Genomic DNA, 21,578 nt, shown 5'->3' with positions numbered 1-21,578 from the left:
TCGCTGCCACTTGCCAGTCCATCGTGTTGGGGGCATGGCGCGCGGTCAGAATTCATACCCCGCGAGGAAATTCAAATGGGTCACGAACGCGGCGACAAGGCCGAAAACATGGCGATCGACGGCAAGCTTGTACGCGAACTGGCAGAGCTTCTTGCCGAAACCGGGCTGTCTGAAATCGAGGTCGAGGATGGCGAGCGCAAGATCCGCGTAGCCCGTCAGCTGACTGCTGCGCCGGTCGCTCAGGTTGCGGTTGCAGCCCCGGCCCCGGTCGCTGCACCTGCCGCGGCGGCAGCACCTGCTGCGCCTGCCGCTGCTCCTGCAGAAGACCATGCCAACGCCGTGAAGTCACCCATGGTCGGGACCTGCTACCTCGCCGCCGAACCGGGCGCTGCCAACTTCGTCACCGTCGGCCAGAGCGTCAAGGCGGGCGAAACCCTGCTGATCATCGAAGCGATGAAGGTGATGAACCCGATCACCGCGCCTGCCGCAGGCGTGTTAAAGGCGATCCTGGTCGAGAACGCGCAGCCGGTCGAATTCGACCAGCCGCTGGTCGTGATCGCGTAAAGGTCCGCTGATGGCCATCAAGCGCCTGCTTATCGCCAACCGCGGCGAAATCGCGCTGCGCATCCACCGCGCCGCGCACGAAATGGGCATTGAGACGGTCGCGGTGCACTCCACCGCCGATGCCGACGCGATGCACGTGCGCCTCGCCGATCATGCGGTGTGCATCGGTCCACCCGCAGCGAAGGATAGCTACCTCAACGTCGCGGCGATCATTTCGGCAGCCGAAATCACTCACGCTGACGCGATCCACCCGGGCTACGGCTTCCTTTCGGAGAATGCCAAGTTCGCCGAGATCGTCGAAGCCCACGACATCACCTGGATCGGCCCCAAGCCCGAACACATCCGCACTATGGGCGACAAGATCGAGGCCAAGCGCACCGCTGGCGCACTCGGCCTGCCGCTGGTGCCGGGTTCGGACGGCGCGGTTTCGGATCTCGAGGAAGCCAAGGCCATTGCCGAAAAGGCCGGCTATCCGGTGATCATCAAGGCCGCATCGGGCGGCGGCGGTCGCGGGATGAAGGTCTGCAACAGCCCTGAACAGCTTGAAACCCTGATCCAGCAGGCTGGCAGCGAAGCCAAGGCCGCCTTCGGCGACGCGACGGTCTACATCGAGAAGTACCTCGGCAACCCGCGCCACATCGAATTCCAGATCTTCGGCGACGGCAATGGCAATGCCATCCACCTCGGCGAACGCGACTGTTCGCTGCAGCGCCGCCACCAGAAGGTGCTTGAAGAAGCGCCCTCGCCGGTGATCTCGACCGAAGAGCGCAACCGCATGGGCGGCATTGTCGCGAAGGCCATGGCTGACATGGACTATCGCGGTGCGGGTACGATCGAGTTCCTGTGGGAAAACGGCGAGTTCTACTTCATCGAGATGAACACCCGCCTGCAGGTGGAGCATCCGGTTACCGAAGCGATCACCGGCGTCGATCTGGTGCGCGAACAGATCCGCATTGCCGATGGCAAGCCCCTGTCGGTCAGCCAGGACGAGATCGAGTTCAAGGGGCACGCGATCGAGTGCCGCATCAATGCGGAAGATCCGTTCACCTTTGCCCCTTCGCCCGGCCTGGTTAAGAGCTATCACGCCGCCGGCGGCATGCACGTACGTGTCGATTCCGGGCTCTATGCCGGGTACAAGATCCCGCCATACTATGACTCGATGATCGCCAAGCTGATCGTCTACGGCCGTACCCGCGAAGGGTGCATCATGCGCCTCAAGCGCGCGCTTCAGGAAATGGTGATCGAAGGACCCAAGACCTCGATTCCGCTTCACCAGCGCCTTTTGAGCGAGCCTGATTTCCTCTCTGGCGACTACACCATCAAGTGGCTGGAAGAGTGGCTGGCCAAGGACGCTTGATCCGTCATCGGCGCAAACAAAAAGCCCCCGCACTGCGGGGGCTTTTCCGTTCTGCTCAGTCCATAACCGGCAATCTTGCGCGAATGGCCCGCCAGGCCGGCTCGGGCCGGTCGTTCTTCACCAGGATCGCTTCCACCTCGTCGAATTCTTCGAGTTCGAGCGCCTCTGTCACGCTGAGCGGAAAATAGACATTCTCGTCGTTGTCCATCCGCACGGCATAGGCGCCGCGCCCTTCCTCGCTTTTCGTAACGATGCACATCGCCTTCACTGCCATGGACAATACCTTTTATTTCGTAGCGTTACATAAGACCGCCAATCCGGCAGGCCTCGAGACAAAGCCCGCAAGGCGCCGCATAGTCAACCCTAGCGCTCGCGCGGCTTCCACGTAAGTACGCGCCAGACATAGCCGATAAGCACGATGACCAGCGTCGCAGTTGCGATCGGCCCGGTGTACTTCTCGATCTCGCCAAAATTGCGCCCGAGGTAATAGCCCGCGCCACTCAGGATCGCATTCCAGATTGCAGCGCCAGCGAAGGTGAACAGCAGAAACCGTACATGCCCCATGTGCGTAAGACCGGCTGGCAAGGAGATCATCGTGCGCATGAACGGGGCGAACCGCACAGCGAAGACTACCCACTGGCCATGCCGCCGAAAGAACCGGACAATTGCCTCTACGTCTTCCCATTCGACGGTAAGCCAGCGCCCGAAGCGACCGACAAAGGGGCGCAGTCTCTGATAGCCCAACGTCCGGCCGAGGAGATACCAGCAATAGTTGCCCAACGTCGATCCGACAGTGCCTGCCAGCATCAGCGGCCAGAATTCCATTCGGCCACGCGCCACGGCGATCCCGCCCAGCCCCATGATAAGCTCGGATGGAATTGGCGGAAACACGTTTTCGATGACCATCAGGAACGCGATGCCCCAATAGCCACCGCCTTCGATCAGGTGGACGATCCAGTCATTCATGAGAAGGGTAACGATTCCAAACGGCCAAAAGCTCCTGCTTCCGATGGAGAAGCCCGGATGCCCTTACAGCCGCGCCTCGATCGCGTCCCAGATCATCCCCGGCGTATCGGTGCCGTTGAACTTGTCGATCGCGACAATCCCGGTCGGCGAAGTTACGTTGATCTCGGTCAGGTACTTGCCGCCGATCACGTCGATGCCAACGAAGATCAGGCCAAGACGCTTAAGCTGCGGCCCGAGCGCTGCACAGATTTCCTGCTCTTCCGCCGTCAGTTCCGTCTTTTCGGCATAGCCGCCGACCGCAAGGTTCGAGCGGAACTCGCCCTCACCCGGCTTGCGGTTAATGGCGCCGGCGATCTCGCCATCGACCAGCACGATGCGCTTGTCGCCCTTGGCAACCTCGGGAAGAAACGCCTGCACCATGTGCGGCTCGGGCCAAGTCTGGTTGAACACCTCAAACAGCGCGCCAAGGTTTTCGCCTTCGGGCGCGACGCGGAAAATGGCCTTGCCGCCATTGCCGTGTATGGGCTTCACGACGATCGCGCCATGCTTCTTCTGGAACAGCCGCACTTCCTCGACCGAGCGGGTGACGATCGTTGGCGGCATGAAGCGCCGATAATCAAGCACCATGACCTTTTCAGGCGCATTGCGAACGCTCCGGGGATTGTTGACGACCAGCGCCTCACCCTCGATCCGCTCGAGCAGATGCGTGGCCGTGATGTAGCCCATGTGGAACGGAGGATCCTGCCGCATGAGGACCACGTCGATATCGCGCCCAAGGTCGAGCCGGCGCACGTCGCCGGTCTTGTAGTGGTCGCCCTCCACGCGCTGCACCGTCACCGGACGGGCATGAGCGATCAGCCGGTCATCCTCGTCCAGCGTCAGCGAGCCAACGTCGTAATGGTAAACCTCGTGCCCGCGCTCCTGCGCCGAAAGCATGAGTGCGAAGCTGGAATCTCCAGCGATATTAATCGAGTGGAGCGGGTCCATCTGGACCGCAACGCGAAGAGTCATGCTTGCACTGATCCTCAGGGGTTTATCTCAGGTGCGCCTTAAAGCCGATTTGTAGCTTGTGCGACCATTTTCAGATCGCCTCCAGGGCGCCCCCAAATCCAAGGAGCCATTGATGCGCAAGCTGTTCACCGTTGCCGCTGCCGGAATCGCCGTTCTCGGCTGGTCGTCACAGGGCGTTGCCAACCCCGACCCGCACCCCACCAGCGCCCCGAAGGACGATCACAAGGGCGACAAGAAGGACGAGCATCACGACGAGCACAAGGACGGCGAACACAAGGAAGAGCACAAGCCCGCCCACTAAGCGTCGGTCAGGTGCCGGGTTGCCAGGAGTTGGCAATCCGGTACGGCCACTTTCCCTGTGCCATCAGGATAACGTCAATTCGGACGTCATCGCCAGGCCTTGCATACTTTCCGGCAAGCATTTCCGCCGCCCTTGCGACGCGTCGCAGGCGGTGAGCGTCAATCGCGGCGCCCAGTTGCCGGGCATCCTTGCGCCATTTCACTTCGATGAACGCAACCGTTCGCCCTTTTCGCGCGATCAGGTCGACCTCGCCTGCCTTGAGCTTCACCCGCTGCGCCAGAATGCGCCAGCCCTGAAGCCGCAGCCACCACGCTGCCAGCCATTCGGCCCGCCGTCCTTGCTGCTCAGCCTCGGCACGCCTCATTCCTTGAGTGCCATGGCCCGTGCGTAAAGCACCTTGCGATCCAGCCCAAGCGCCTTTGCCACCTTGCCTGCCGCTTGCGATGTAGACATCTCGGCCAGCGCCGCGCGCAGTTCCGCGTCGATGACGTCGTCCTCGGGCGCCTCGGCCTCTCCGGGTGGCGCAATGAGAAGCACGATCTCACCTTTCGGCGGCTGCACCGAGTAGTGCGCCGCAAGTTCCGCTGCAGAGCCGGAACGGCACTCCTCGTGCAACTTGGTCAGCTCCCGCGCGACCGCAACTTCGCGCCCGGGCAAACGCTCGGCGATTGCTTCCAGCGAAGCCACGAGGCGGGGCCCCGTTTCATAGAATGCCAGCGTGGCCGGGACGCCGGATAGTTCGGTCAGGACATCGCCCCGCGCCTTCTCCTTGTTCGGCAGGAAACCGGCGAACAGGAATCGATCCGTCGGCAACCCCGCCATCGACAAGGCGGTCACGACCGCGCTCGCACCGGGCAACGACGTGACCGATATCCCCCGCGCCCGCGCCTCTCGCACCAACCTGTAACCCGGATCGGAGATCAGCGGCGTTCCGGCATCCGATACCAGTGCAACCGCCTTGACCGCCATTTCTGCCAGCAGCGCTTCCCTCGCGCCGTCGCTGGCATGATCGTCATACCGTCGCATCGGCTTGTGAAGGCCCAAAAGATTCAACAATTTCCCTGTCACCCGCGTATCCTCGCAGGCTACCAGATCGCAGCGCCCAAGCGTGTCTGTGGCGCGACGGGTCATGTCACCAAGATTGCCAATAGGCGTGGCAACAATATAGAGACCGGGTGCAAGAGGCGACGTATCCATGGCTTTTCCATGGACCGGCGATGACAGAGCGACAAGAGGGTGTGCAGGGAATGATCGAGGGACAATCGGGCGACTGGCGCGAAACTGGCTTGCGCCGCTCCCGCAGATGGGTCGTGACCGGCACGCTGGCCCTTCTGGCAGGTTGCACCGTCATCCCCAAGGGCACCGGCCCGATCGCAGAACCGACCGAAAAGGCTCCTGACGCAAACGTCCTGCCAACCGATGCCGGCCGCCATCGTGTCGCGCTGCTGGTACCAATGACAGGGCCAAACGCATCGGTTGGTCAATCGATAGCCAATGCTGCAACGATGGCCGTGCTCGATACCAGCGCGGCAAACCTGCGCATCACGACATATGACACAGCAACGGGCGCTGGCAACGCGGCCGCCCGCGCCATTGCCGACGGCAACAAGCTGATCCTCGGCCCCCTGCTGTCCGATGATGTCGTTCTGGTCTCAAATGTTGCGCGCCCGGCCAAAGTCCCGATGATTACCTATTCGAACGACAGTGCCGTCGCTTCGCGAGATGTCTTTGTCATGGGTCAGGCCCCCGGCCAATCGATCACGCGCGTTCTCGGCTTCGCCAAGTCGCGTGGGATCAAGTCCGTTGCCGCAATCATCCCGACCGGTGATTACGGGCAGCGGGCGACCGCAGGGTTGACCGAGGCCGCGCGGGCCAATGGCGTCGCCGTCACCGCCATCGAAACCTATGATCGCGGCAATACGTCGGTTGCCAGCGCAGTACGCCGCGTCAAGGACAAGGGCCGTTTCGACGCCCTGCTGATCGCGGATGGCAGCCGCATCGCGCTTCAGGCGGGTCCGCTGGCGGGCAAAGGCGTCAAGCTTCTGGGAACCGAACTGTGGAGCGGTGAAGGCGCGATCGCGAAATCTGTCGCCATGCGCGGCGCATGGTTCGCTGCCGTCTCCGATCAGCGCTTCGGTCAATTTGAAAAGAGCTACGCCACACGTTTCGGCGCGACGCCATCGCGGCTTGCAACGCTGGGCTACGACAGCGTCCTGCTGACGCTCAACATTGCCCGAACATGGAAGCCGGGCACCACCTTCCCAACGGCGAAGCTCTACGATCCGCAGGGCTTCATCGGCCTTGATGGCGTCTTCCGCTTCACGGCAAGCGGCATAGCCGAACGGGCGATGGAGGTGCGTGAAGTTGGCACCGGCACCTTCACCACCGTATCGCCCGCTCCGGCAAAGTTCTGATAGGCCGAAAGCGGGGGATTTCGCCGGATAAGGCGGCATCCCCGCTTGCGTCGGGATTCCCGTGTTCTATACCCGTTCGCATGTCCGACGACCTTTTCGACAAGCTCCCCGCCACCAGCGCAGCCGAGGCCTATGACGGCTCCGCCATCGAAGTTCTCGAGGGCCTCGAACCGGTCCGCCGCCGCCCCGGCATGTACATCGGCGGCACGGACGAGCGCGCGCTGCACCACCTCGCCGCCGAAGTGCTCGACAATGCGATGGACGAGGCGGTCGCCGGCCACGCCAACCGCATCGAGGTCATGCTGGAGGAAGGCAATCGGCTGACCATTTCGGACAATGGCCGAGGTATCCCCGTTGACGAACATCCGAAATACCCCGGCAAGTCGGCGCTGGAAGTCATCCTCACAACGCTTCACTCCGGCGGCAAGTTCTCCGGAAAAGCCTACGCAACCAGTGGCGGTCTGCACGGCGTCGGCGTTTCGGTGGTCAACGCGCTTTCCTCACTCACCCGGATCGAGGTGGCGCGAAACAAGGAGCTATACGCGCAGGAGTTTTCGCGCGGAAATCCGACGACCAAGCTGTTGAAGATCGGCAATGCCCCCAATCGGCGCGGCACGCAGGTCACGTTCATCCCCGATCTCGAGATATTTGGCGAAGACGCGAAGTTCAAGCCTGCCCGCCTGTTCCGGCTGGTCCGATCCAAGGCCTATCTCTTCGCAGGCGTCGAAATCCGCTGGAAGTGCGCTGCCTCGCTTGCCAGCGAGGAAGTGCCGGCGGAAGCCGTCTTCCAGTTCCCCGGCGGCCTTGCCGATCATCTCGCGGAACAGGTCTCGGGCCGCGAATGCGTCACCTCCGTGCCTTTCGCCGGCCGACAGGACTTCCCGCTCGGCCCCAATGGCGAAGAGAACGGCCGCGTAGAATGGGCTATCGCCTGGCCACTGTGGTCCGATGGTTCCTATTCGTGGTACTGCAACACCATCCCCACGCCCGATGGCGGCACCCACGAACAGGGCCTGCGTGCCGCACTGACCAAGGGCATCCGCGCCTTTGCCGAACTGATCGGCCAGAAGAAGGCCAAGGACATCGCGCCAGAGGACATGATCACCGGCAGCGAGATCATGCTTTCGGTCTTCATCCGCGATCCGCAGTTCCAGAGCCAGACCAAGGACCGCCTGACTTCGCCAGAGGCAGCGCGCATGGTCGAAGCTGCGGTGCGCGACCATTTCGACCACTATCTCACCGACAACATGGAGCGCGGCAAGGCGTTGCTCGGCGCGGTGATGGAGCGCATGGACGAACGCCTGCGCCGCAAGGCGGAGCGCGAGGTCAAGCGCAAGACCGCCACCAACGCCCGCAAGTTGCGCCTGCCCGGCAAGCTCACCGATTGCTCGGGCGAAGGTGAAGGCGAAACCGAACTGTTCATCGTCGAAGGCGATTCCGCAGGCGGCAGCGCCAAGCAGGCGCGTGACCGCAAGACGCAGGCAATCCTGCCAATCCGCGGCAAGATCCTCAACGTCGCCAGCGCCACGGCCGACAAGATCCGCGCCAACCAGGAAATCGCGGACCTCGCACTCGCGCTCGGCTGCGGCATGCGCAAGGACTGCAACCTGGACGCGCTGCGCTATGATCGGGTTATCATCATGACCGACGCCGACGTCGATGGCGCACACATCGCCACGCTGCTGATGACGTTCTTTTTCCAGGAGATGCCCGAGCTGGTCCGGCGCGGCCACCTCTACCTCGCCCAGCCTCCGCTCTATCGCCTGACCAGCGGCAGCACCTCCGCCTACGCCAAGGACGACGCCCACCGTGCCGAGCTGGAAGCGACCAAGTTCAAGGGCAAGAAGGTTGAAGTCGGTCGGTTCAAGGGCCTTGGCGAAATGAACCCGCAACAGCTGCGCGAAACCACGATGGCGCCTGCCACCCGCAGCCTCATCCGCATCACCCTGCCGCCTGAATACGAGGGCCGAGCGGCGGTGAAGGAACTCGTCGACCGCTTGATGGGCCGCGATCCCGCCCAGCGCTTCATGTTCATCCAGAACCGCGCGAGCGAGATCGATCCGGAGTTGATTGACGCGTAACGTCCCGGAAGGCGTCGTCGGCGTCATCCAAGCAGCCACTATAGAAAATGGCTGCTTACCGATCGATACGCCTAAACAAACGCGCCAGCGCTAGCCATGCTTGTCCTGCGCGGGTTTGGCAGGTTGGACAGTCCATTCAGGGGGCGTATCGTTCGGCTCATCGGCTTCGGCTGCCTCCTTCGTAGGATGCACGCGCGATGCGGCATGGTGGACAGGCGCGTAAATCGTATAGAGCTGGATAGGCTCGTCGCCGATGTTCGTGACGTTGTGCCAGGTGCCAGCGGGCACCAAAACGCACCAGCCATCCGACACTTGCCGCTCGAACGTCAGCTCATGCTCGGTTGGCCCCATCTGCACCAGGCCTTTTCCCGCGTCGAGCCGTAGGAACTGGTCCGTCTCGGGATGTGCTTCCAACCCGATGTCTCCGCCGACAGGAATCGACATGAGCGTTACCTGCAAATAGCGCCCCGTCCAGGCGACCGAGCGATAGTCGCCATTGGTCTTGGTCGCCACTTCGATATCGAAGGCTTGGGGTTGCGGGCCGATATCCTGAATACGTTCTCCACTACTTGCCATGAAACGATCCCTTCGCAGTTTACAGTGATCGTTACCCGCCAGGGGGACTATGTTTCCGCACCACTTCCCATTCGGGTTTAGCCAGCAACTTGACGATCAGGATCGCCCTTTTTCGCTCGGAAATCAAACCGTATCCGCACCCACTCCCCGATCTGAGGCTTTCCATTGACCCTGGGTGGTCGCACCAAAAACTGCCAGCTCGCCTGCCGGATCGCGCGGGCAAGGCCTGATCCCGGCGGGCTTTCGCCAAGTTCCTGGCAATCCTCGACGTGGTACTTCTCCACCGTCCTGCACGCGATCATCGCCCAGTCCCCCTGCATCCGGCGCTGGGGCAGGTAGGGGCCGATCTCGGCATCGGTGGGTTCGCGATACCATTGCGCGGCAAAGAGCCGCACGCCGCCCGGTCCTTGCCCTACGCTGGCGGAATCGCCCGGACTGCCCGCGCCCACCTGTTGCGCCCCGCCGGACTCTGCCCGCTTCATGTTGCTGATGTCGGTCGCGCGGTAGTCGTTGCGCGACAGCTCGATGAATCCTTCGGGCCATTCCACCTTGCCAGGCACTGGCACTTGAGGCGGCGCAGCCACCGGCTGGCTCACAGCGGCTTCGGCGGATTCCGCCCGCTTCTGCCGCTTCTGCTCCTGCTTTTGCGCCTTCTCTTCGTCCTGCCCCTGAGCGGATAGGTCGATCGCGGTCAGGTGCGTGCCCTTCCCATCGCCGAAGCCGGTAACCGCGCCCATTCGCCACATGATCAGGAACACCAACAAGGTCGTGACTGCGGCAAACGCCATTGCTCCGGCCCGCTCGCGCGGCGATGCCTGATAGCCTTGCTTCGCCATGACATTGCGGGGTGCGACCATCCCCGCGTCGCTACACGGCGGTTTCGGGCACTTCAATCGCCGAGACGGCCAAGCATAAGTTAGCGACAATTTGACACGACATACATGACGGATGCGTCACCAACCAAGTTCAAAAATGACGCGTGCGTCATCAACATGCTCGGAAACTGACACGTGCGTCTAACTATGAGTTCGAAGATGACGCGGCCGTCAGTTCAGCAACCCCCTTGCGCCGCACTCTCAGCCGCCTTATCGCTTAACCGAACGATTAAGCACACAGGAACCGCCGATGCACTTTGAAGGCACCAGCAATTACGTCGCTACCGAAGATCTCAAGGTCGCCGTCAACGCAGCCGTCCTGCTGCGCCGCCCTCTTCTGGTAAAGGGAGAACCCGGCACCGGCAAGACCGTGCTCGCTCATGAAATCGCGAAGGCGGTGAACGCGCCGCTTATCGAATGGAACGTGAAATCCACCACCAAGGCGCAGCAAGGCCTTTACGAATACGACGCAGTCGCCCGCCTGCGCGACGGCCAGCTCGGCGATGAGCGGGTCCACGACATTCGCAACTACATCAAGAAAGGCAAGCTGTGGGAGGCCTTCACCAGTCCCACCCTTCCCGTTCTGCTGATTGACGAGATCGACAAGGCGGACATCGAATTTCCGAACGACCTCCTGCAGGAGCTCGATCGCATGAGCTTCGACGTGTACGAGACGCAGGAGCGCATCGCGGCGCGTGAACGCCCGATCGTCGTGATCACCTCGAACAACGAGAAGGAACTGCCCGACGCCTTCCTGCGCCGCTGTTTCTTCCACTACATCAAGTTCCCGGACCGCGACACGATGCAGGCAATCATCGACGTCCACTTCCCCGGTATCCAGAAGACCCTGGTGAGCAAGGCGATGGAGGTGTTCTACGAGATCCGCGAAGTGCCCGGCCTCAAGAAGAAGCCCAGCACTTCCGAACTGCTCGACTGGCTCAAGCTCCTGCTGAACGAGGACATGCCATTGGACGTCCTCCAGAACCGCGATCCGACCAAGGCGATCCCGCCGCTTCACGGCGCGCTGCTCAAGAACGAGCAGGACATCATGCTGTTCGAGCGCCTGGCGTTCATGGCCCGGCGTCCGGGGAACTGAGGAAGATTGCCATGCCCCATGTCGGCGGATGCCTTTGCGGCGCGGTTCGCTACACAATCTCCGCCGACTCACTGGGCGCCCGCATGTGCTGGTGCCGAGATTGCCAACGCATCGCCAGCGGATCGGCTACGGTGAACGTGCTTTTCCCGGAAGCCGCCGTGGCGATCGAAGGCAAACTCGGAACCTTCGTGATGATTGCCGACAGCGGCAACACAGTCGAACGTGGCTTTTGCGATGTCTGTGGCGCGCAAATCTACAGTCGCACCGTCACGCCGACAGGCCTGCCGATGCGCGTTCGCGCGGGAACGCTCGACGACCCCGAACTCGCGCCGCCAACGGCAGTCATCTGGGCGGACAGTGCGCCGAGCTGGGCTCCGCTACCCGGACATCTCCCGCGCCATCCCAAAGGTCCGCCGCCCGCCAGTTGAGCGTGCGGACCTTGCCGATGCAAGGGCGTCTCACTCCCGCGGCCCAAGCTTTTCCAGCTCTACCTGCGCGAACATCGCCTTTACCGCCGGCCGCTCGTTGATCTGTTCGATCCAGCGCACCAGGTGAGGCGTATCCTCCTTGTTCACCAATTCCTTGAAGCCGAACGGCATGCCGTTGGCGATGGCGAAGTTGCAGATGTCGGCCAGGGTGTACTGCCCCGGCACCAGCCATTCATGGTTGGCCAGATGGTCATCCAGCTTTCGCACTGAGTAGCCGATCTTGCGCATTTCCTCATCGAGCATGTCCTGCGGGAAGCCTTCGCGGGCGCGCCGCCACTTTACCTGCTGCTCGACCACCGGGATCGCTTTCACCTTTTCCTCGAACTCGGCGTCGGTAAGGCCCTTGACCATGTTGCCGACATAGCGATGCCAGCCAATGGTCGAGACGCACCAGCAGAAGTATTCGTCCACCCACTTCGTCCAGATGCGCATCTGTGCGCGCCCGAAGCTGTCGGCTGGGCGGAGCGAGACTTCCGTCGGGTATTCGTCCTCAAGATACTCGCAGATCACGGTTGATTCGGTGATGACCTTGTCGCCGTCCACCCCAGAGTCGACCAGCGCCGGCACCTGACCGCGCGGATTGATCGCCTTGAACCACTCGGTGTGATGCTCGAACTTCGCAGGATCCAGCCGATGCTTCTCGACATCGAGGCCCTTTTCGAACACCGTCAGCAGCGGCTTCATCGAGTTGGCAGCCGGTCCGAAACTGTAGAGCTTGAGTGTCATGTCGTTATCCTCTCCAAGTGGCAGCACCATAGACAATTGTATGTAACACTAACAATACCCAATTGCTGAAAGCCTGAAGGAAGCTTTTTGCCATGCCCTATTCCGGTCAATGTGCTTGCGGTTCCGTCCACCTCGAGATCGGCGGGGAGCCAATTGCGACTCGTCAGTGCTGGTGCCGCCAGTGTCAGCAGATTGCGGCCGGTGGCCCGACCAACAACGCGATCTTCACGGCGGAAGACGTCAACATCACCGGCACCCTGGCCCATGCCGAATGGACGGCGGCCAGTGGCAACACCCTGACGTTCCACTTCTGCCCCGCCTGCGGCACACAGATCTTCGCGCAGAGTTCTGCACGCCTTCACCTCAAGACAGTGCGCTTCGGTGCCCTTGACGAAGGCCACGGCCTGCGCCCCGAAGCGATCATCTGGACCGAGGATGCACCGCCCTGGGCTCAGCTCGACCCTTCTCTCGAAAGCTGGCCGCAACAGCCCCCTGCTCCGTCGCCCGTCAGCTAAGGCATGAGCGCACCTCCCGTAATCAGCACGCTCATACGGCAGTTCAAGACCACCTGCAGCTTAGGTCAGATCACGTTGAAGCAGTCCTGCCCCGAACGCTTCAGCACGCCGCACAGCGCATGGGCGCCGGGGGCGCTGGCGCGCAACCGCCAATAGCGGCGCTGCCCGACCACCGCAGGGACAACGGCCTTCTGGAAACTCGCCAGTTGCGGGTACATCGCGACCGCGCCCTGCCAATGCGCCTCTGCTTCGGCAGGGCTCAGCGCCGCAGCAAGCTGGATCGTCTGGACCGACGTCGCGGCAGCCATCACTACGCCATTGCCTGCTGCGGGCATGGCAGCGGGAGCTTGCGAATTGAGCGCCAGAGTCACCGCCCCCTGCTCTGAACGCATCGGAGCATTCGTCACCACCACTGTCGTCCGGTCTGCCTTCGTCAGGTCGAACAGCGCCTTGGCAAAGCTGCGCGGCAAGCGGATGCAGCCGTGGGAGGCCGGATAGCCCGGGACATACCCGGCATGGATTGCAATGCCGCGCCAAGTCAGCCTCTGCATATAGGGCATCGGGGCGTTGCTGTAGATATTGGAACGATGGAACACCCGCTTCTGCAGGATCGGAAATACACCGGCCGGGGTCGAATGCCCGCGCTTGCCTGTAGAGACCGGCGAGGAGCCCCAATGCTCGCCATCCTTGAACACGTGCATCCGTTGCGACGCCTTGCTGACCACGACCAGTACGCCTGATTGCAGAACGTCGGGCACTGGCGGCGGCAATTGTTGGCGGACAGGCTGCGCGACTAGCGGGGCGACCTGAGTGGCAACCGGCGGGGGCGCGATCTGCTGGATCACCGCCTCCTGCACATCTGCCCGCGCCTCCCGCGCCGGCAGCGCCAAGCCGAGGCCCGCCAGACCAAGCAGAAGCACAAAGATCGCAAGCAAACCCGTAGCGCGACTCATGGTAAACCGCCCTTAACCATGTTTCCTCATGGCTTAACCGTTTGTCTCTTCCGCTCAACCGCCTATCGCCCAACAGCCCTTGCCGATCGCAGCCGCAGCGCTTAATCACTCGGTTAAGTCAGAGGAGCCGCAGCCCGTGTTTTTCAATTTCGTCGACGAGTTGCGTGCCGCAGGCATTCAAGCCAGCTTCAAGGAGCACCTTGTCCTCCTCGAAGCGCTCGACAAGGACGTGATCGAGCAGACGCCGGAAGCATTCTACTACCTGAGCCGCGCCACCTTCGTGAAGGATGAAGGTCTGCTCGACCGCTTCGACCAAGTGTTCAACAAGGTCTTCAAGGGCCTGCTCACCGATTACGGCCAGCGCCCGGTCGACATCCCCGAGGACTGGCTCAAGGCCGTGGCCGAAAAGTTCCTGTCCGAAGAAGAGATGGAGAAGATCAAGTCCCTCGGCTCGTGGGAGGAGATCATGGAGACGCTCAAGAAGCGTCTCGAAGAGCAGGAGAAGCGCCATCAGGGCGGCAACAAGTGGATCGGCACGGGCGGCACCAGCCCGTTCGGCAATTCCGGCTACAACCCGGAAGGCGTCCGCATCGCCGGCGAGAGCAAGCACAAGCGCGCGGTAAAGGTCTGGGAAAAGCGCGAATTCGCAAATCTCGACAACACTCGCGAACTCGGTACGCGCAACATCAAGATCGCCTTGCGCCGCCTGCGCCGCTTCGCCCGCGAAGGGGCAGCAGACGAACTCGATCTCGACGGCACGATCGAAGGCACGGCGCGCCAAGGCTGGCTGGACATCCGGATGCGGCCGGAAAAGCGCAACGCGGTCAAGCTCTTGCTGTTCCTCGATGTCGGCGGATCGATGGACCCGTTCATCAAGCTGGTCGAGGAACTGTTCAGCGCGGCAACCGCAGAATTCAAGAACATGGAGTTCTTCTACTTCCACAATTGCCTGTATGAAGGCGTGTGGAAGGACAACAAGCGTCGCTGGTCAGAACGCACCAAGACCTGGGACATCCTCCACAAGTTTGGCCACGATTACAAAGTGGTGTTCGTTGGCGACGCGGCAATGAGCCCCTACGAGATCAGCCATCCCGGCGGCAGCGTCGAGCATTTCAACGAGGAATCGGGCGCGGTGTGGATGCATCGCGTGGCGCAGACCTACCCCGCCACGGTCTGGCTCAATCCGGTGCCGGAAAAGCAGTGGACGTATTCGCAGTCGACCAAGATGATCAAGGACCTGATCGGCGGCAGCATGTACCCCCTGACTCTCGAGGGACTCGACGGGGCCATGCGCGAACTCACTCGCAAGAAACACTGACTCCGGGGGGCAGGCAATGGGCAAGACGATCCTCGCGCAACGGACGGCAGAGGGTCGATACGACCTGCTGCTTAATCGACCTGACAAGTTCAATGCCCTGTCGCAGGCCGTCCTCGCCGAACTGCTGGCCGAACTTTCGGACATCGCGGGCGACAATGAAGCGCGCGTCGTGGTCCTTGCCGGAGCGGGAAAGGCCTTCTGTGCCGGACATGATCTTGCCGAGATGCAGGCTGACCGCAATCTCGACTCCTACCGCAGGCTTTTTGCTGCCTGTACCGGCGCGATGGAGGCGATCGCTGCTCTTCCCGTTCCCGTCATTGCCAAGGTCCATGGCGTCGCCACCGCCGCAGGATGCCAATTGGTCGGCGCCTGCGACCTTGCCGTCGCTTCCGAAGACGCGCGCTTTGCTGTTTCAGGAATCAACGTCGGCTTGTTCTGCTCAACCCCTGCCGTGGAGCTCAGTCGGAATGTGCCTGCAAAGCGTGCTTTCGAGATGCTGGTGACCGGGAAATTCATCGATGCCCGCACCGCCGCCGACTGGGGCCTTGTCAATACCGTCGCTCCGGCCGAGGCGCTTGATGCCGCAACCGATGATCTCGTCGCCACGATACTCGCCAAGAACCCCGATGCGATCCGCCGTGGCAAAAGGCTTTTCAACACCCAGCGCGAGTGCTCCCGCTCCGAAGCATATGCTCTCGCTTGCGAAGTCATGGCGCAGAACATGATGGACGAAAACACCGAAGAGGGGATCAATGCCTTTCTGGAAAGGCGTGCTCCAGTCTGGCGGACGGCCTGACGGATAGAAACAGTTCAAATTCTCGGCGATTAGTATTGTCCGTTCCAGAAACCCCGCTAGTCATCAGCTGACGTTGGGGGGATTGCCATGAAATTGAAGAATGCTCTTGCCGGGCTCACGGCTATATCGCTTGTGCTTCAGCCCATCACAGCATTCGCAGCAGACCAACCGACATCAGCTCCAACTGCTCCAGTTCCTGCTGCCCCAATTCCTAATGGCAAAGCTCCCGCCGGTCCATCGGCCTTTGTCCGCTGCGACGGCTTCCCGAACAAGGCCTCTACCTTGGGCACGGTTGCCCGGCTTGTGGCGATCACTGCCGTGATCGGCCTGCGCCTTCCTCCGCGCGAAGGCTATGATCCCAAGAAACGCGCCAACGGTGTGGACGGCATCAAGGCTTGCGACGAAGCCCTTTCCGGTCCCGAGCCTGCAAAGGACGGCGGTCGGCGCATCGAGCTGATCTTCGGTCGTGCAATTCACCGGATGGAAATGCAGGACTGGGACGGCGCCATTGCCGACATCCGCTCGGTCACGACGGACCAACCCGATCTCACTGCCACGCTTGCCTACAAGCAAAGCCTGGGCCTCACCGCGATCGAGCTGCAGGCCATGGCGCTGACCGGCAAGGGCGATTACGCAGGCGCCCACGCACTCGGCCTTGAACTGGCCAATCAGGCGCCCTTCGATATCAAGGCCCAACTCTCCGCGATGCAATATCTCGCGATCGCCAGGGCTTACGGTAGTGCCGAAGCGGCTGTTTTCGATCAGGCGGTGCGTGTCTACCCGCTCGCCGTGCTCGAACGCGCTGCAGCACGGGCCGTCGATGGACGTTTTCTTGAAGCAGCGTCCGACTACAAGGCCTTTGCCGATCTTCTCGGCACCGTTCCCAAAGTGCGCGGCTATTCCTCACTGGCACGCGCCGCTGTCGCGTATCGTCTCGGCGGGAACGTGGCAGAGGGCGATCGCCTGATGAAACTGGCACTCGCCGCGGCAGAAGCCGACACGGCCCAGGGCAAGACTGACTCACCGGTAACTGCAACAAACGAAGCCAATGACCTCTACGCCATCGTTGTGGCGCTCGATTCCGGACAGGGCATGCGCGCCCGCACGCTGTTTTCCGCGCGTTCGCGCTGGCCGACGATCAACGCCGGGCTGGTTGCCGGAGTGGCCCGAAAGCTGGAGACGGTGGGCACACCTGCGGAACGCGCCAACACGCCAATTCCGACAGCCAAGGAGGTTCTGGCAGCGGAGGAGACACGCATCGCCGCCCAGATAAACAATACTGGCGATGACAATTCCGATCGGTTCGACACTTTCCGTCCTGCCTTCGCCCAGACCGAATTCGCCAAGTTCGCCGCGAACGTATGGAAGACAGACAAATCGAAATACGTGACCACGCCAAAGACCGACATCGAGTATGGCGAGTTTGTCGACACTTCGCGCAATGGCACCGGTACACCCGGCACCTATGCCTTACTCCTGCATCTTGCACTGCTGACCAAAGCCCGGGGGCAAAGCCACTTCATGCTCATGCCTGCCCAGACCTCGCTCTATCGCGCCCGATTCCGCACCGGCACGCCAGGCGACGGGAAAGTCTTTGCGGAAATGGCATTCGAGCCCGAGGCGGTCATTGCCTCGCTGGCGCCGCTGATCCCTCAGCCCCTCAAGAAGTGACGGCCTGAGGAAGCGAGAGCTTTGACATCGAGGGCGCGACCTACCATCTGACCCTCGCGCAAATCGCGTATTGCGCGACAGGTCGAGGGTAGCCCAGTCTCCGGCAAGAGGTTCGGATCTTCCGGAGACAAAGGACCAATGCCCTTGAAGCTTGCAGCAGTTTGTCTGGCGGTTTCGGCACTATCGCCCGCAATCGTGGCGTCGCCAGTGCTCGCCGCCGAGAACGGCAAGGCCCAGCTGCCCCTCGTTCCCGCCGAGTTCGGCGTGCCTACCCTCGTCGAAGCGCCAGCCTTCAAGCTGGTTCCGCTGGGTCCTGCACTCGTGAAGATCGACTATGACGCTTACATGTCGTCGATCGACCATTTGCAGAAGACCTTTACGCGCAGCACGGCATGGCCTCACGCCGGGATAACCGACGCCGAGGCGATGGCCGACATGCAGACCGAGCAGGCCCGTTTTGCCCAGCGAAAATCATTTGCCTATGCCGTGTTGACGCCCGACGGGAAGCGCGAGAGGGGCTGTGTCTATGTGCAGCCGAGCCCGGTTGCTGGATATGATGCCGTGGTCCTGATGTGGGTAACCAAGGCAGAGCATGACGCCGGCTTCGACAAGGAACTGCAGGCGTGGGTGAAGAAATGGATTGCCAGCGAATGGCCGTTCAAGAATGTTGCCTATCCCGGTCGCACAATTAGCTGGGACACATGGGACGCGCTTGTTCCTGCCAAGGCGTACTGACGCCGCCAGCGAAATCCTTGACTCCCGCCCTGCATCTGCCAGCCTTGACCGCGGGTTCGATCAACGGGAGCGATCGTGTCAGGGCATACCGTAGAAGAGCGTAAGCTTGCCCGACGCGCGGTGATTGCCGCCACAACCGGCAATGCGCTGGAATTCTACGATTTCATCACCTTCAGCTTTTTCGCGATCCAGATCGGCAAGGTATTCTTCCCTTCGGAAGATCCGTTTGTCAGCCTGATGGCCTCGTTGGCGACTTTCGGCGTCGGCTTTATTGGTCGCCCGCTTGGCGCATGGGCGATCGGCGCATGGGCAGATCGGCACGGACGCAAGCCGGCGATGCTCATGAGTATGACCCTGATGGGCATCTCGGTCGCGGTCCTCGCGCTCACGCCGTCCTATGCCGCCATCGGTGCCGTTGCGCCAGTGGTCGTGGTGCTGGCGCGCCTGCTGCAGGGTTTTGCTTTGGGCGGCGAAGTGGGCTCGGCCACGACCTACATGCTCGAAACCGCGCAGGATCATCGGCGTGGCTGGTCGATCAGTTGGCAAGGTGCGAGTCAGGCCATTGCATCATCGGCCGGATCGCTGGTCGGTCTCGGCCTCAGCCTTGTCCTCACGCCTGACCAGTTGACTGCCTGGGGCTGGCGAGTGGCCCTGTTGCTGGGCACGGTGATCGTGCCCTTCTCGCTGTGGATCCGCAGCTCCCTGCCCGAAACGATCCATGCGCCGGACCACCTGCCCACCGGTCACGTTCCTGCCGGAGTCTGGCGCACCGTCATTCTCGGGATGATGATGATCTCGGGCGCGACCATCGCCACCTACCTGTTCAACTACATGGCGACCTATGGCCAGAACACTCTGGGCTATTCTGCCAGCATCTCGCTGGGCAGCACGCTGGCGGTAAATGTCGCGCGGTTCTTCGCGATCCTGCTCGGCGGCTGGATGAGCGACCGGTTCGGGCGGCGGCCACTGATGATCTGGCCGACATTGGCTTTCACGCTGGCGATCGTGCCCGCTTACATCACGGTGACTGGCACGCACGATCCGGTGATGTTCATTGCCATCAACGGCTTGCTGGCCTTCGTGTCGACCTTGCCGAGCGGTGCCGTCTATGCCGCAATTGCCGAAAGCCTGCCCAAGGCAAGCCGCGCCCGCACCTTCGCACTGGTATATGCCCTGCCCGTCACGTTCCTGGGCGGATCGACGCAGTTGGTGATCACCTGGCTGCTGAAAGTCACCGGAAATCCGATGGCCGTCGCCTGGTACATGGTCTCGGCCGCCGCCGTGGCCCTTCTGGCAATGGCCTTGATGCACGAGAGCGCCCCGCGGCGGACACAGGCAGCCTCAGCCTGAGGTTCGTCAGTAAAGCAGGAAGCGCGCCCGCTCTTCGATCCACGCCGTCTCATCGGCTCCTGCCAAGGCGTCGAGATCGTCCGCAGTGCTGGCCGCATCGTCCACCCACTCGCGCAGCGCAGTGCCGCCATTGATCACGTCGATCGCCAGCTTGTCGAAAACGTACTCGTAAGGAAAATCGCGCCAGATCGGGTAATCCGGATAGAGCCTGCGGATGGCCTTGAAGGCCAGCGCCTGCAGCCGCCACGGACGGAACGCGTGGTGATCGTAGAACTCGCCCTCGGCATGGATCATCAGCGCATTGCAAAGTGTTTTCGCATGCTTGTGGAAGGTCGGCTCGAACCAGCATTCGCGGATGGCGCATCCCTCCATCCATTGCGGCGCGAAGCTGCGCATTTCGGCAAGGACGGCCTTGGCGTCAACGTCGGGCGCCCCGAACAGCACTTCCAGCGGCCGCGTCGTGCCGCGCCCTTCGGACAAGGTCGCGCCCTCGATCATCACGGTCCCGGCATAGGCTCGCGCCATGTTGAGACTGGCGGCGTTGGGCGAAGGGTTTATCCAGATCCTCCTCTGCGGCCAACCGAAGCCGGGCCCTTCAGGCTCCCAGCCCTCCATGGTGATCACGCGGTAGTCGACGTCGAGCTTGAAGTGCTCCACGAACCATGCGCCCATCTCGCCCAGCGTCATTCCATGCCGCATCGGCATCGGGCCTGCACCAACGAAGCTCTCCCAGCCCGGCAGCAGCGTGGTGCCTTCGACAGGGCGGCCCGCGGGATTGGGCCGGTCAAGCACCCATACCGCCTTGCCGGTGCCGCCATCCCTGTTGGACTCGGACGCGGCCTCAAGCAGATAGAGCAGCGTGGTGACGAAGGTGTAGATGCGGCAGCCGAGGTCCTGCAGGTCGAACAGGAACACCTCCGCAGTGTCCATCATTGCCGCGGTCGGCCGGCGCACCTCGCCATATAGGCTGAACACGGGGATGCCGTAGATCGGGTCCATCTCGTCGGCGGTCTCGACCATGTTGTCCTGCTTGTCGCCCTTGAGGCCATGCTGCGGGCCAAGGGCGGACGTGATGTTGATGCCGCCGGCGATCAGCGCATCGAGCGAATGGACCAGGCCTTCGGTGACCGAGGCCGGATGGGCCACCAGCGCGACGCGCTTTCCTTCAAGTGGCTTCCTCAGGGCGGGGTCGGCAAGCAGCCGGTCGATACCGAATTTCATGGCTGGTGCGGTGCCTCAAGGCGGCTCGCGAAGCAAGACGCGTGATGGAAATCTGGCCGGTCTTCACGGTGGGCCATCGCCCAGTATGACTTGTGCCCGCCCTCTTCCTCGATCACCGCAGTCAACCCGTACTCGAAAGGAAGCGCGGGCAAGGCCGCCGTGGGCAGCGCGACGTCGAAGATCAGCACTGACTGCCCCCGGCGCGGCGTGCAGACCGGTGGACGAGGCATCGCACGCTCAACCATCCCCTCGCGATAGCCGCAAAAATCATAGGCCGCCCACGCCTGCGAAGGCGAGAAGTTGAACTCGACATAGTCCTCGCGATGCTGAGGCCTCATGAAAAGCTCGAAGCACGTCGTCTGCCAAAGGCCATCAGCCCGGACCTTGCCTGCAAACGGTGGCAACACGATGCGCCCTGCGCCCTCCACCCGCCAGCGCAAGGTCAACCATCGCGGCTCGAGCGCAAGTATCCGCGCGGAAAGTCCGGTAACGCCAAGCGGCGGCGTCGTGGGGTGATGCACAAGCTCGAACGTTTCCAAGCGCTGTTCTCCGTGCTAGGCGCGC

The 21,578-nt window shown here is 62.2% G+C and carries 24 protein-coding genes; 13 read left to right on the top strand and 11 right to left on the bottom strand.

Features of this window, described 5'->3' with window-relative positions:
- The first annotated feature begins 75 nt into the window (after positions 1 to 75).
- On the top strand, positions 76 to 564 hold the full coding sequence (gene accB / locus AX703_RS24515) for an acetyl-CoA carboxylase biotin carboxyl carrier protein (protein ID WP_062347931.1): 489 nt from the start codon (positions 76 to 78) through the stop codon (positions 562 to 564).
- A gap of 10 nt (positions 565 to 574) precedes the next feature.
- Positions 575 to 1,921 carry an acetyl-CoA carboxylase biotin carboxylase subunit gene (gene accC / locus AX703_RS24510; protein WP_062347929.1) on the top strand — a complete coding sequence of 449 codons (1,347 nt, stop codon included), beginning with the start codon at positions 575 to 577 and terminating at the stop codon, positions 1,919 to 1,921.
- Positions 1,922 to 1,976: 55 nt separating this feature from the next.
- On the opposite strand, the gene AX703_RS24505 is transcribed toward accC, so the two are convergent.
- The 3 genes from AX703_RS24505 to gshB form a co-directional block, all read right to left on the bottom strand.
- A complete protein-coding gene (locus AX703_RS24505) occupies positions 1,977 to 2,195 on the bottom strand; it encodes a hypothetical protein (protein WP_039331128.1) in 219 nt (72 codons plus the stop codon).
- An 89-nt stretch (positions 2,196 to 2,284) separates the two neighbouring features.
- Positions 2,285 to 2,887, bottom strand: coding sequence for a DedA family protein (locus AX703_RS24500; protein WP_039331130.1), 603 nt, complete (start codon positions 2,885 to 2,887; stop codon positions 2,285 to 2,287).
- Positions 2,888 to 2,950: 63 nt separating this feature from the next.
- A complete protein-coding gene (gene gshB, locus AX703_RS24495) occupies positions 2,951 to 3,898 on the bottom strand; it encodes a glutathione synthase (protein WP_062347927.1) in 948 nt (315 codons plus the stop codon).
- Between the two features lie 112 nt (positions 3,899 to 4,010).
- Here gshB and AX703_RS24490 point away from each other — a divergent pair, with 112 nt between their 5' ends.
- Entirely contained in the window at positions 4,011 to 4,199 is a 189-nt protein-coding gene (locus AX703_RS24490) for a hypothetical protein (RefSeq protein WP_039331135.1), read from the top strand.
- 7 nt (positions 4,200 to 4,206) lie between these two features.
- On the opposite strand, the gene AX703_RS24485 is transcribed toward AX703_RS24490, so the two are convergent.
- Both AX703_RS24485 and rsmI read right to left on the bottom strand, forming a co-directional pair.
- Positions 4,207 to 4,563 carry a YraN family protein gene (locus AX703_RS24485; RefSeq protein WP_062347925.1) on the bottom strand — a complete coding sequence of 119 codons (357 nt, stop codon included), beginning with the start codon at positions 4,561 to 4,563 and terminating at the stop codon, positions 4,207 to 4,209.
- Positions 4,560 to 5,396, bottom strand: coding sequence for a 16S rRNA (cytidine(1402)-2'-O)-methyltransferase (gene rsmI / locus AX703_RS24480; protein WP_062347923.1), 837 nt, complete (start codon positions 5,394 to 5,396; stop codon positions 4,560 to 4,562). The genes AX703_RS24485 and rsmI overlap by 4 nt, the downstream gene beginning before the upstream one ends.
- Positions 5,397 to 5,416: 20 nt before the next feature.
- Between rsmI and AX703_RS24475 the strand changes: the two genes are divergently transcribed.
- Both AX703_RS24475 and parE read left to right on the top strand, forming a co-directional pair.
- Positions 5,417 to 6,613, top strand: a complete 1,197-nt coding sequence (locus AX703_RS24475; protein WP_231735685.1) for a penicillin-binding protein activator — start codon at positions 5,417 to 5,419, stop codon at positions 6,611 to 6,613.
- A gap of 80 nt (positions 6,614 to 6,693) precedes the next feature.
- A complete protein-coding gene (gene parE / locus AX703_RS24470; RefSeq protein ID WP_062347919.1) occupies positions 6,694 to 8,694 on the top strand; it encodes a DNA topoisomerase IV subunit B in 2,001 nt (666 codons plus the stop codon).
- Between the two features lie 90 nt (positions 8,695 to 8,784).
- Here parE and AX703_RS24465 read toward each other — a convergent pair whose 3' ends face one another.
- Both AX703_RS24465 and AX703_RS24460 read right to left on the bottom strand, forming a co-directional pair.
- The gene (locus tag AX703_RS24465) at positions 8,785 to 9,270 is read right to left on the bottom strand and encodes a cupin domain-containing protein (RefSeq protein WP_039331143.1); all 486 of its coding nucleotides are present in this window, start codon (positions 9,268 to 9,270) and stop codon (positions 8,785 to 8,787) included.
- A 77-nt stretch (positions 9,271 to 9,347) separates the two neighbouring features.
- Positions 9,348 to 10,127: a hypothetical protein gene (locus AX703_RS24460; RefSeq protein WP_062347918.1), complete on the bottom strand. Its 780-nt coding sequence runs from the start codon at positions 10,125 to 10,127 to the stop codon at positions 9,348 to 9,350.
- 268 nt (positions 10,128 to 10,395) lie between these two features.
- Between AX703_RS24460 and AX703_RS24455 the strand changes: the two genes are divergently transcribed.
- Together AX703_RS24455 and AX703_RS24450 are read left to right on the top strand one after the other, a co-directional pair.
- The gene (locus AX703_RS24455; RefSeq protein WP_062347916.1) at positions 10,396 to 11,241 is read left to right on the top strand and encodes a MoxR family ATPase; all 846 of its coding nucleotides are present in this window, start codon (positions 10,396 to 10,398) and stop codon (positions 11,239 to 11,241) included.
- Between the two features lie 11 nt (positions 11,242 to 11,252).
- Positions 11,253 to 11,669 carry a GFA family protein gene (locus AX703_RS24450; RefSeq protein WP_062347914.1) on the top strand — a complete coding sequence of 139 codons (417 nt, stop codon included), beginning with the start codon at positions 11,253 to 11,255 and terminating at the stop codon, positions 11,667 to 11,669.
- Positions 11,670 to 11,699: 30 nt separating this feature from the next.
- Here AX703_RS24450 and AX703_RS24445 read toward each other — a convergent pair whose 3' ends face one another.
- Positions 11,700 to 12,455: a glutathione S-transferase family protein gene (locus AX703_RS24445; protein WP_062347971.1), complete on the bottom strand. Its 756-nt coding sequence runs from the start codon at positions 12,453 to 12,455 to the stop codon at positions 11,700 to 11,702.
- A 92-nt stretch (positions 12,456 to 12,547) separates the two neighbouring features.
- Between AX703_RS24445 and AX703_RS24440 the strand changes: the two genes are divergently transcribed.
- Entirely contained in the window at positions 12,548 to 12,970 is a 423-nt protein-coding gene (locus AX703_RS24440) for a GFA family protein (protein WP_062347912.1), read from the top strand.
- 65 nt (positions 12,971 to 13,035) lie between these two features.
- On the opposite strand, the gene AX703_RS24435 is transcribed toward AX703_RS24440, so the two are convergent.
- Positions 13,036 to 13,923, bottom strand: a complete 888-nt coding sequence (locus tag AX703_RS24435; RefSeq protein ID WP_082734788.1) for a L,D-transpeptidase family protein — start codon at positions 13,921 to 13,923, stop codon at positions 13,036 to 13,038.
- A gap of 136 nt (positions 13,924 to 14,059) precedes the next feature.
- On the opposite strand from AX703_RS24435, the gene AX703_RS24430 reads away from it, so the two are divergent.
- The 5 genes from AX703_RS24430 to AX703_RS24410 all read left to right on the top strand — a co-directional run bounded on the left by AX703_RS24430 (position 14,060) and on the right by AX703_RS24410 (position 19,793).
- Positions 14,060 to 15,241, top strand: coding sequence for a VWA domain-containing protein (locus tag AX703_RS24430; RefSeq protein ID WP_062347910.1), 1,182 nt, complete (start codon positions 14,060 to 14,062; stop codon positions 15,239 to 15,241).
- Positions 15,242 to 15,257: 16 nt separating this feature from the next.
- Positions 15,258 to 16,037: an enoyl-CoA hydratase gene (locus AX703_RS24425; protein WP_062347908.1), complete on the top strand. Its 780-nt coding sequence runs from the start codon at positions 15,258 to 15,260 to the stop codon at positions 16,035 to 16,037.
- A 282-nt stretch (positions 16,038 to 16,319) separates the two neighbouring features.
- The gene (locus AX703_RS24420) at positions 16,320 to 17,708 is read left to right on the top strand and encodes a hypothetical protein (protein WP_062347906.1); all 1,389 of its coding nucleotides are present in this window, start codon (positions 16,320 to 16,322) and stop codon (positions 17,706 to 17,708) included.
- Positions 17,709 to 17,846: 138 nt separating this feature from the next.
- On the top strand, positions 17,847 to 18,443 hold the full coding sequence (locus tag AX703_RS24415) for a hypothetical protein (RefSeq protein ID WP_062347904.1): 597 nt from the start codon (positions 17,847 to 17,849) through the stop codon (positions 18,441 to 18,443).
- 75 nt (positions 18,444 to 18,518) lie between these two features.
- Positions 18,519 to 19,793, top strand: a complete 1,275-nt coding sequence (locus AX703_RS24410; protein ID WP_062347901.1) for an MFS transporter — start codon at positions 18,519 to 18,521, stop codon at positions 19,791 to 19,793.
- A gap of 6 nt (positions 19,794 to 19,799) precedes the next feature.
- Here the strand turns inward: AX703_RS24410 and AX703_RS24405 are convergent, their stop codons facing one another.
- Both AX703_RS24405 and AX703_RS24400 read right to left on the bottom strand, forming a co-directional pair.
- Positions 19,800 to 21,014 (bottom strand): exo-beta-N-acetylmuramidase NamZ domain-containing protein, encoded by a 1,215-nt coding sequence (locus tag AX703_RS24405; protein ID WP_062347899.1) that lies wholly within the window; start codon positions 21,012 to 21,014, stop codon positions 19,800 to 19,802.
- Positions 21,011 to 21,553: a DOMON-like domain-containing protein gene (locus AX703_RS24400; RefSeq protein ID WP_062347896.1), complete on the bottom strand. Its 543-nt coding sequence runs from the start codon at positions 21,551 to 21,553 to the stop codon at positions 21,011 to 21,013. Before AX703_RS24400 ends, AX703_RS24405 begins: the two co-directional genes overlap by 4 nt.
- Between the last annotated feature and the right edge of the window lie 25 nt (positions 21,554 to 21,578).

The sequence above is a fragment of the Novosphingobium sp. CCH12-A3 genome, assembly GCF_001556015.1.
Taxonomy (GTDB): domain Bacteria; phylum Pseudomonadota; class Alphaproteobacteria; order Sphingomonadales; family Sphingomonadaceae; genus Novosphingobium; species Novosphingobium subterraneum.
Note: the sequence above shows the minus strand (reverse complement) of the source record. Positions and strands in the feature narration are given on the sequence as shown.

Bases quoted from the DNA above. Each gene is read 5' to 3' on its own strand.
- accB (WP_062347931.1), top strand. From the start codon at position 76: ATGGGTCACGAACGCGGCGACAAGGCCGAAAACATGGCGATCGACGGC.
- accC (WP_062347929.1), top strand. From the start codon at position 575: ATGGCCATCAAGCGCCTGCTTATCGCCAACCGCGGCGAAATCGCGCTG.
- AX703_RS24505 (WP_039331128.1), bottom strand. From the start codon at position 2,195: ATGGCAGTGAAGGCGATGTGCATCGTTACGAAAAGCGAGGAAGGGCGC.
- AX703_RS24500 (WP_039331130.1), bottom strand. From the start codon at position 2,887: ATGAATGACTGGATCGTCCACCTGATCGAAGGCGGTGGCTATTGGGGC.
- gshB (WP_062347927.1), bottom strand. From the start codon at position 3,898: ATGACTCTTCGCGTTGCGGTCCAGATGGACCCGCTCCACTCGATTAAT.
- AX703_RS24490 (WP_039331135.1), top strand. From the start codon at position 4,011: ATGCGCAAGCTGTTCACCGTTGCCGCTGCCGGAATCGCCGTTCTCGGC.
- AX703_RS24485 (WP_062347925.1), bottom strand. From the start codon at position 4,563: ATGAGGCGTGCCGAGGCTGAGCAGCAAGGACGGCGGGCCGAATGGCTG.
- rsmI (WP_062347923.1), bottom strand. From the start codon at position 5,396: ATGGATACGTCGCCTCTTGCACCCGGTCTCTATATTGTTGCCACGCCT.
- AX703_RS24475 (WP_231735685.1), top strand. From the start codon at position 5,417: ATGACAGAGCGACAAGAGGGTGTGCAGGGAATGATCGAGGGACAATCG.
- parE (WP_062347919.1), top strand. From the start codon at position 6,694: ATGTCCGACGACCTTTTCGACAAGCTCCCCGCCACCAGCGCAGCCGAG.
- AX703_RS24465 (WP_039331143.1), bottom strand. From the start codon at position 9,270: ATGGCAAGTAGTGGAGAACGTATTCAGGATATCGGCCCGCAACCCCAA.
- AX703_RS24460 (WP_062347918.1), bottom strand. From the start codon at position 10,127: ATGGTCGCACCCCGCAATGTCATGGCGAAGCAAGGCTATCAGGCATCG.
- AX703_RS24455 (WP_062347916.1), top strand. From the start codon at position 10,396: ATGCACTTTGAAGGCACCAGCAATTACGTCGCTACCGAAGATCTCAAG.
- AX703_RS24450 (WP_062347914.1), top strand. From the start codon at position 11,253: ATGCCCCATGTCGGCGGATGCCTTTGCGGCGCGGTTCGCTACACAATC.
- AX703_RS24445 (WP_062347971.1), bottom strand. From the start codon at position 12,455: ATGACACTCAAGCTCTACAGTTTCGGACCGGCTGCCAACTCGATGAAG.
- AX703_RS24440 (WP_062347912.1), top strand. From the start codon at position 12,548: ATGCCCTATTCCGGTCAATGTGCTTGCGGTTCCGTCCACCTCGAGATC.
- AX703_RS24435 (WP_082734788.1), bottom strand. From the start codon at position 13,923: ATGAGTCGCGCTACGGGTTTGCTTGCGATCTTTGTGCTTCTGCTTGGT.
- AX703_RS24425 (WP_062347908.1), top strand. From the start codon at position 15,258: ATGGGCAAGACGATCCTCGCGCAACGGACGGCAGAGGGTCGATACGAC.
- AX703_RS24415 (WP_062347904.1), top strand. From the start codon at position 17,847: ATGCCCTTGAAGCTTGCAGCAGTTTGTCTGGCGGTTTCGGCACTATCG.
- AX703_RS24405 (WP_062347899.1), bottom strand. From the start codon at position 21,014: ATGAAATTCGGTATCGACCGGCTGCTTGCCGACCCCGCCCTGAGGAAG.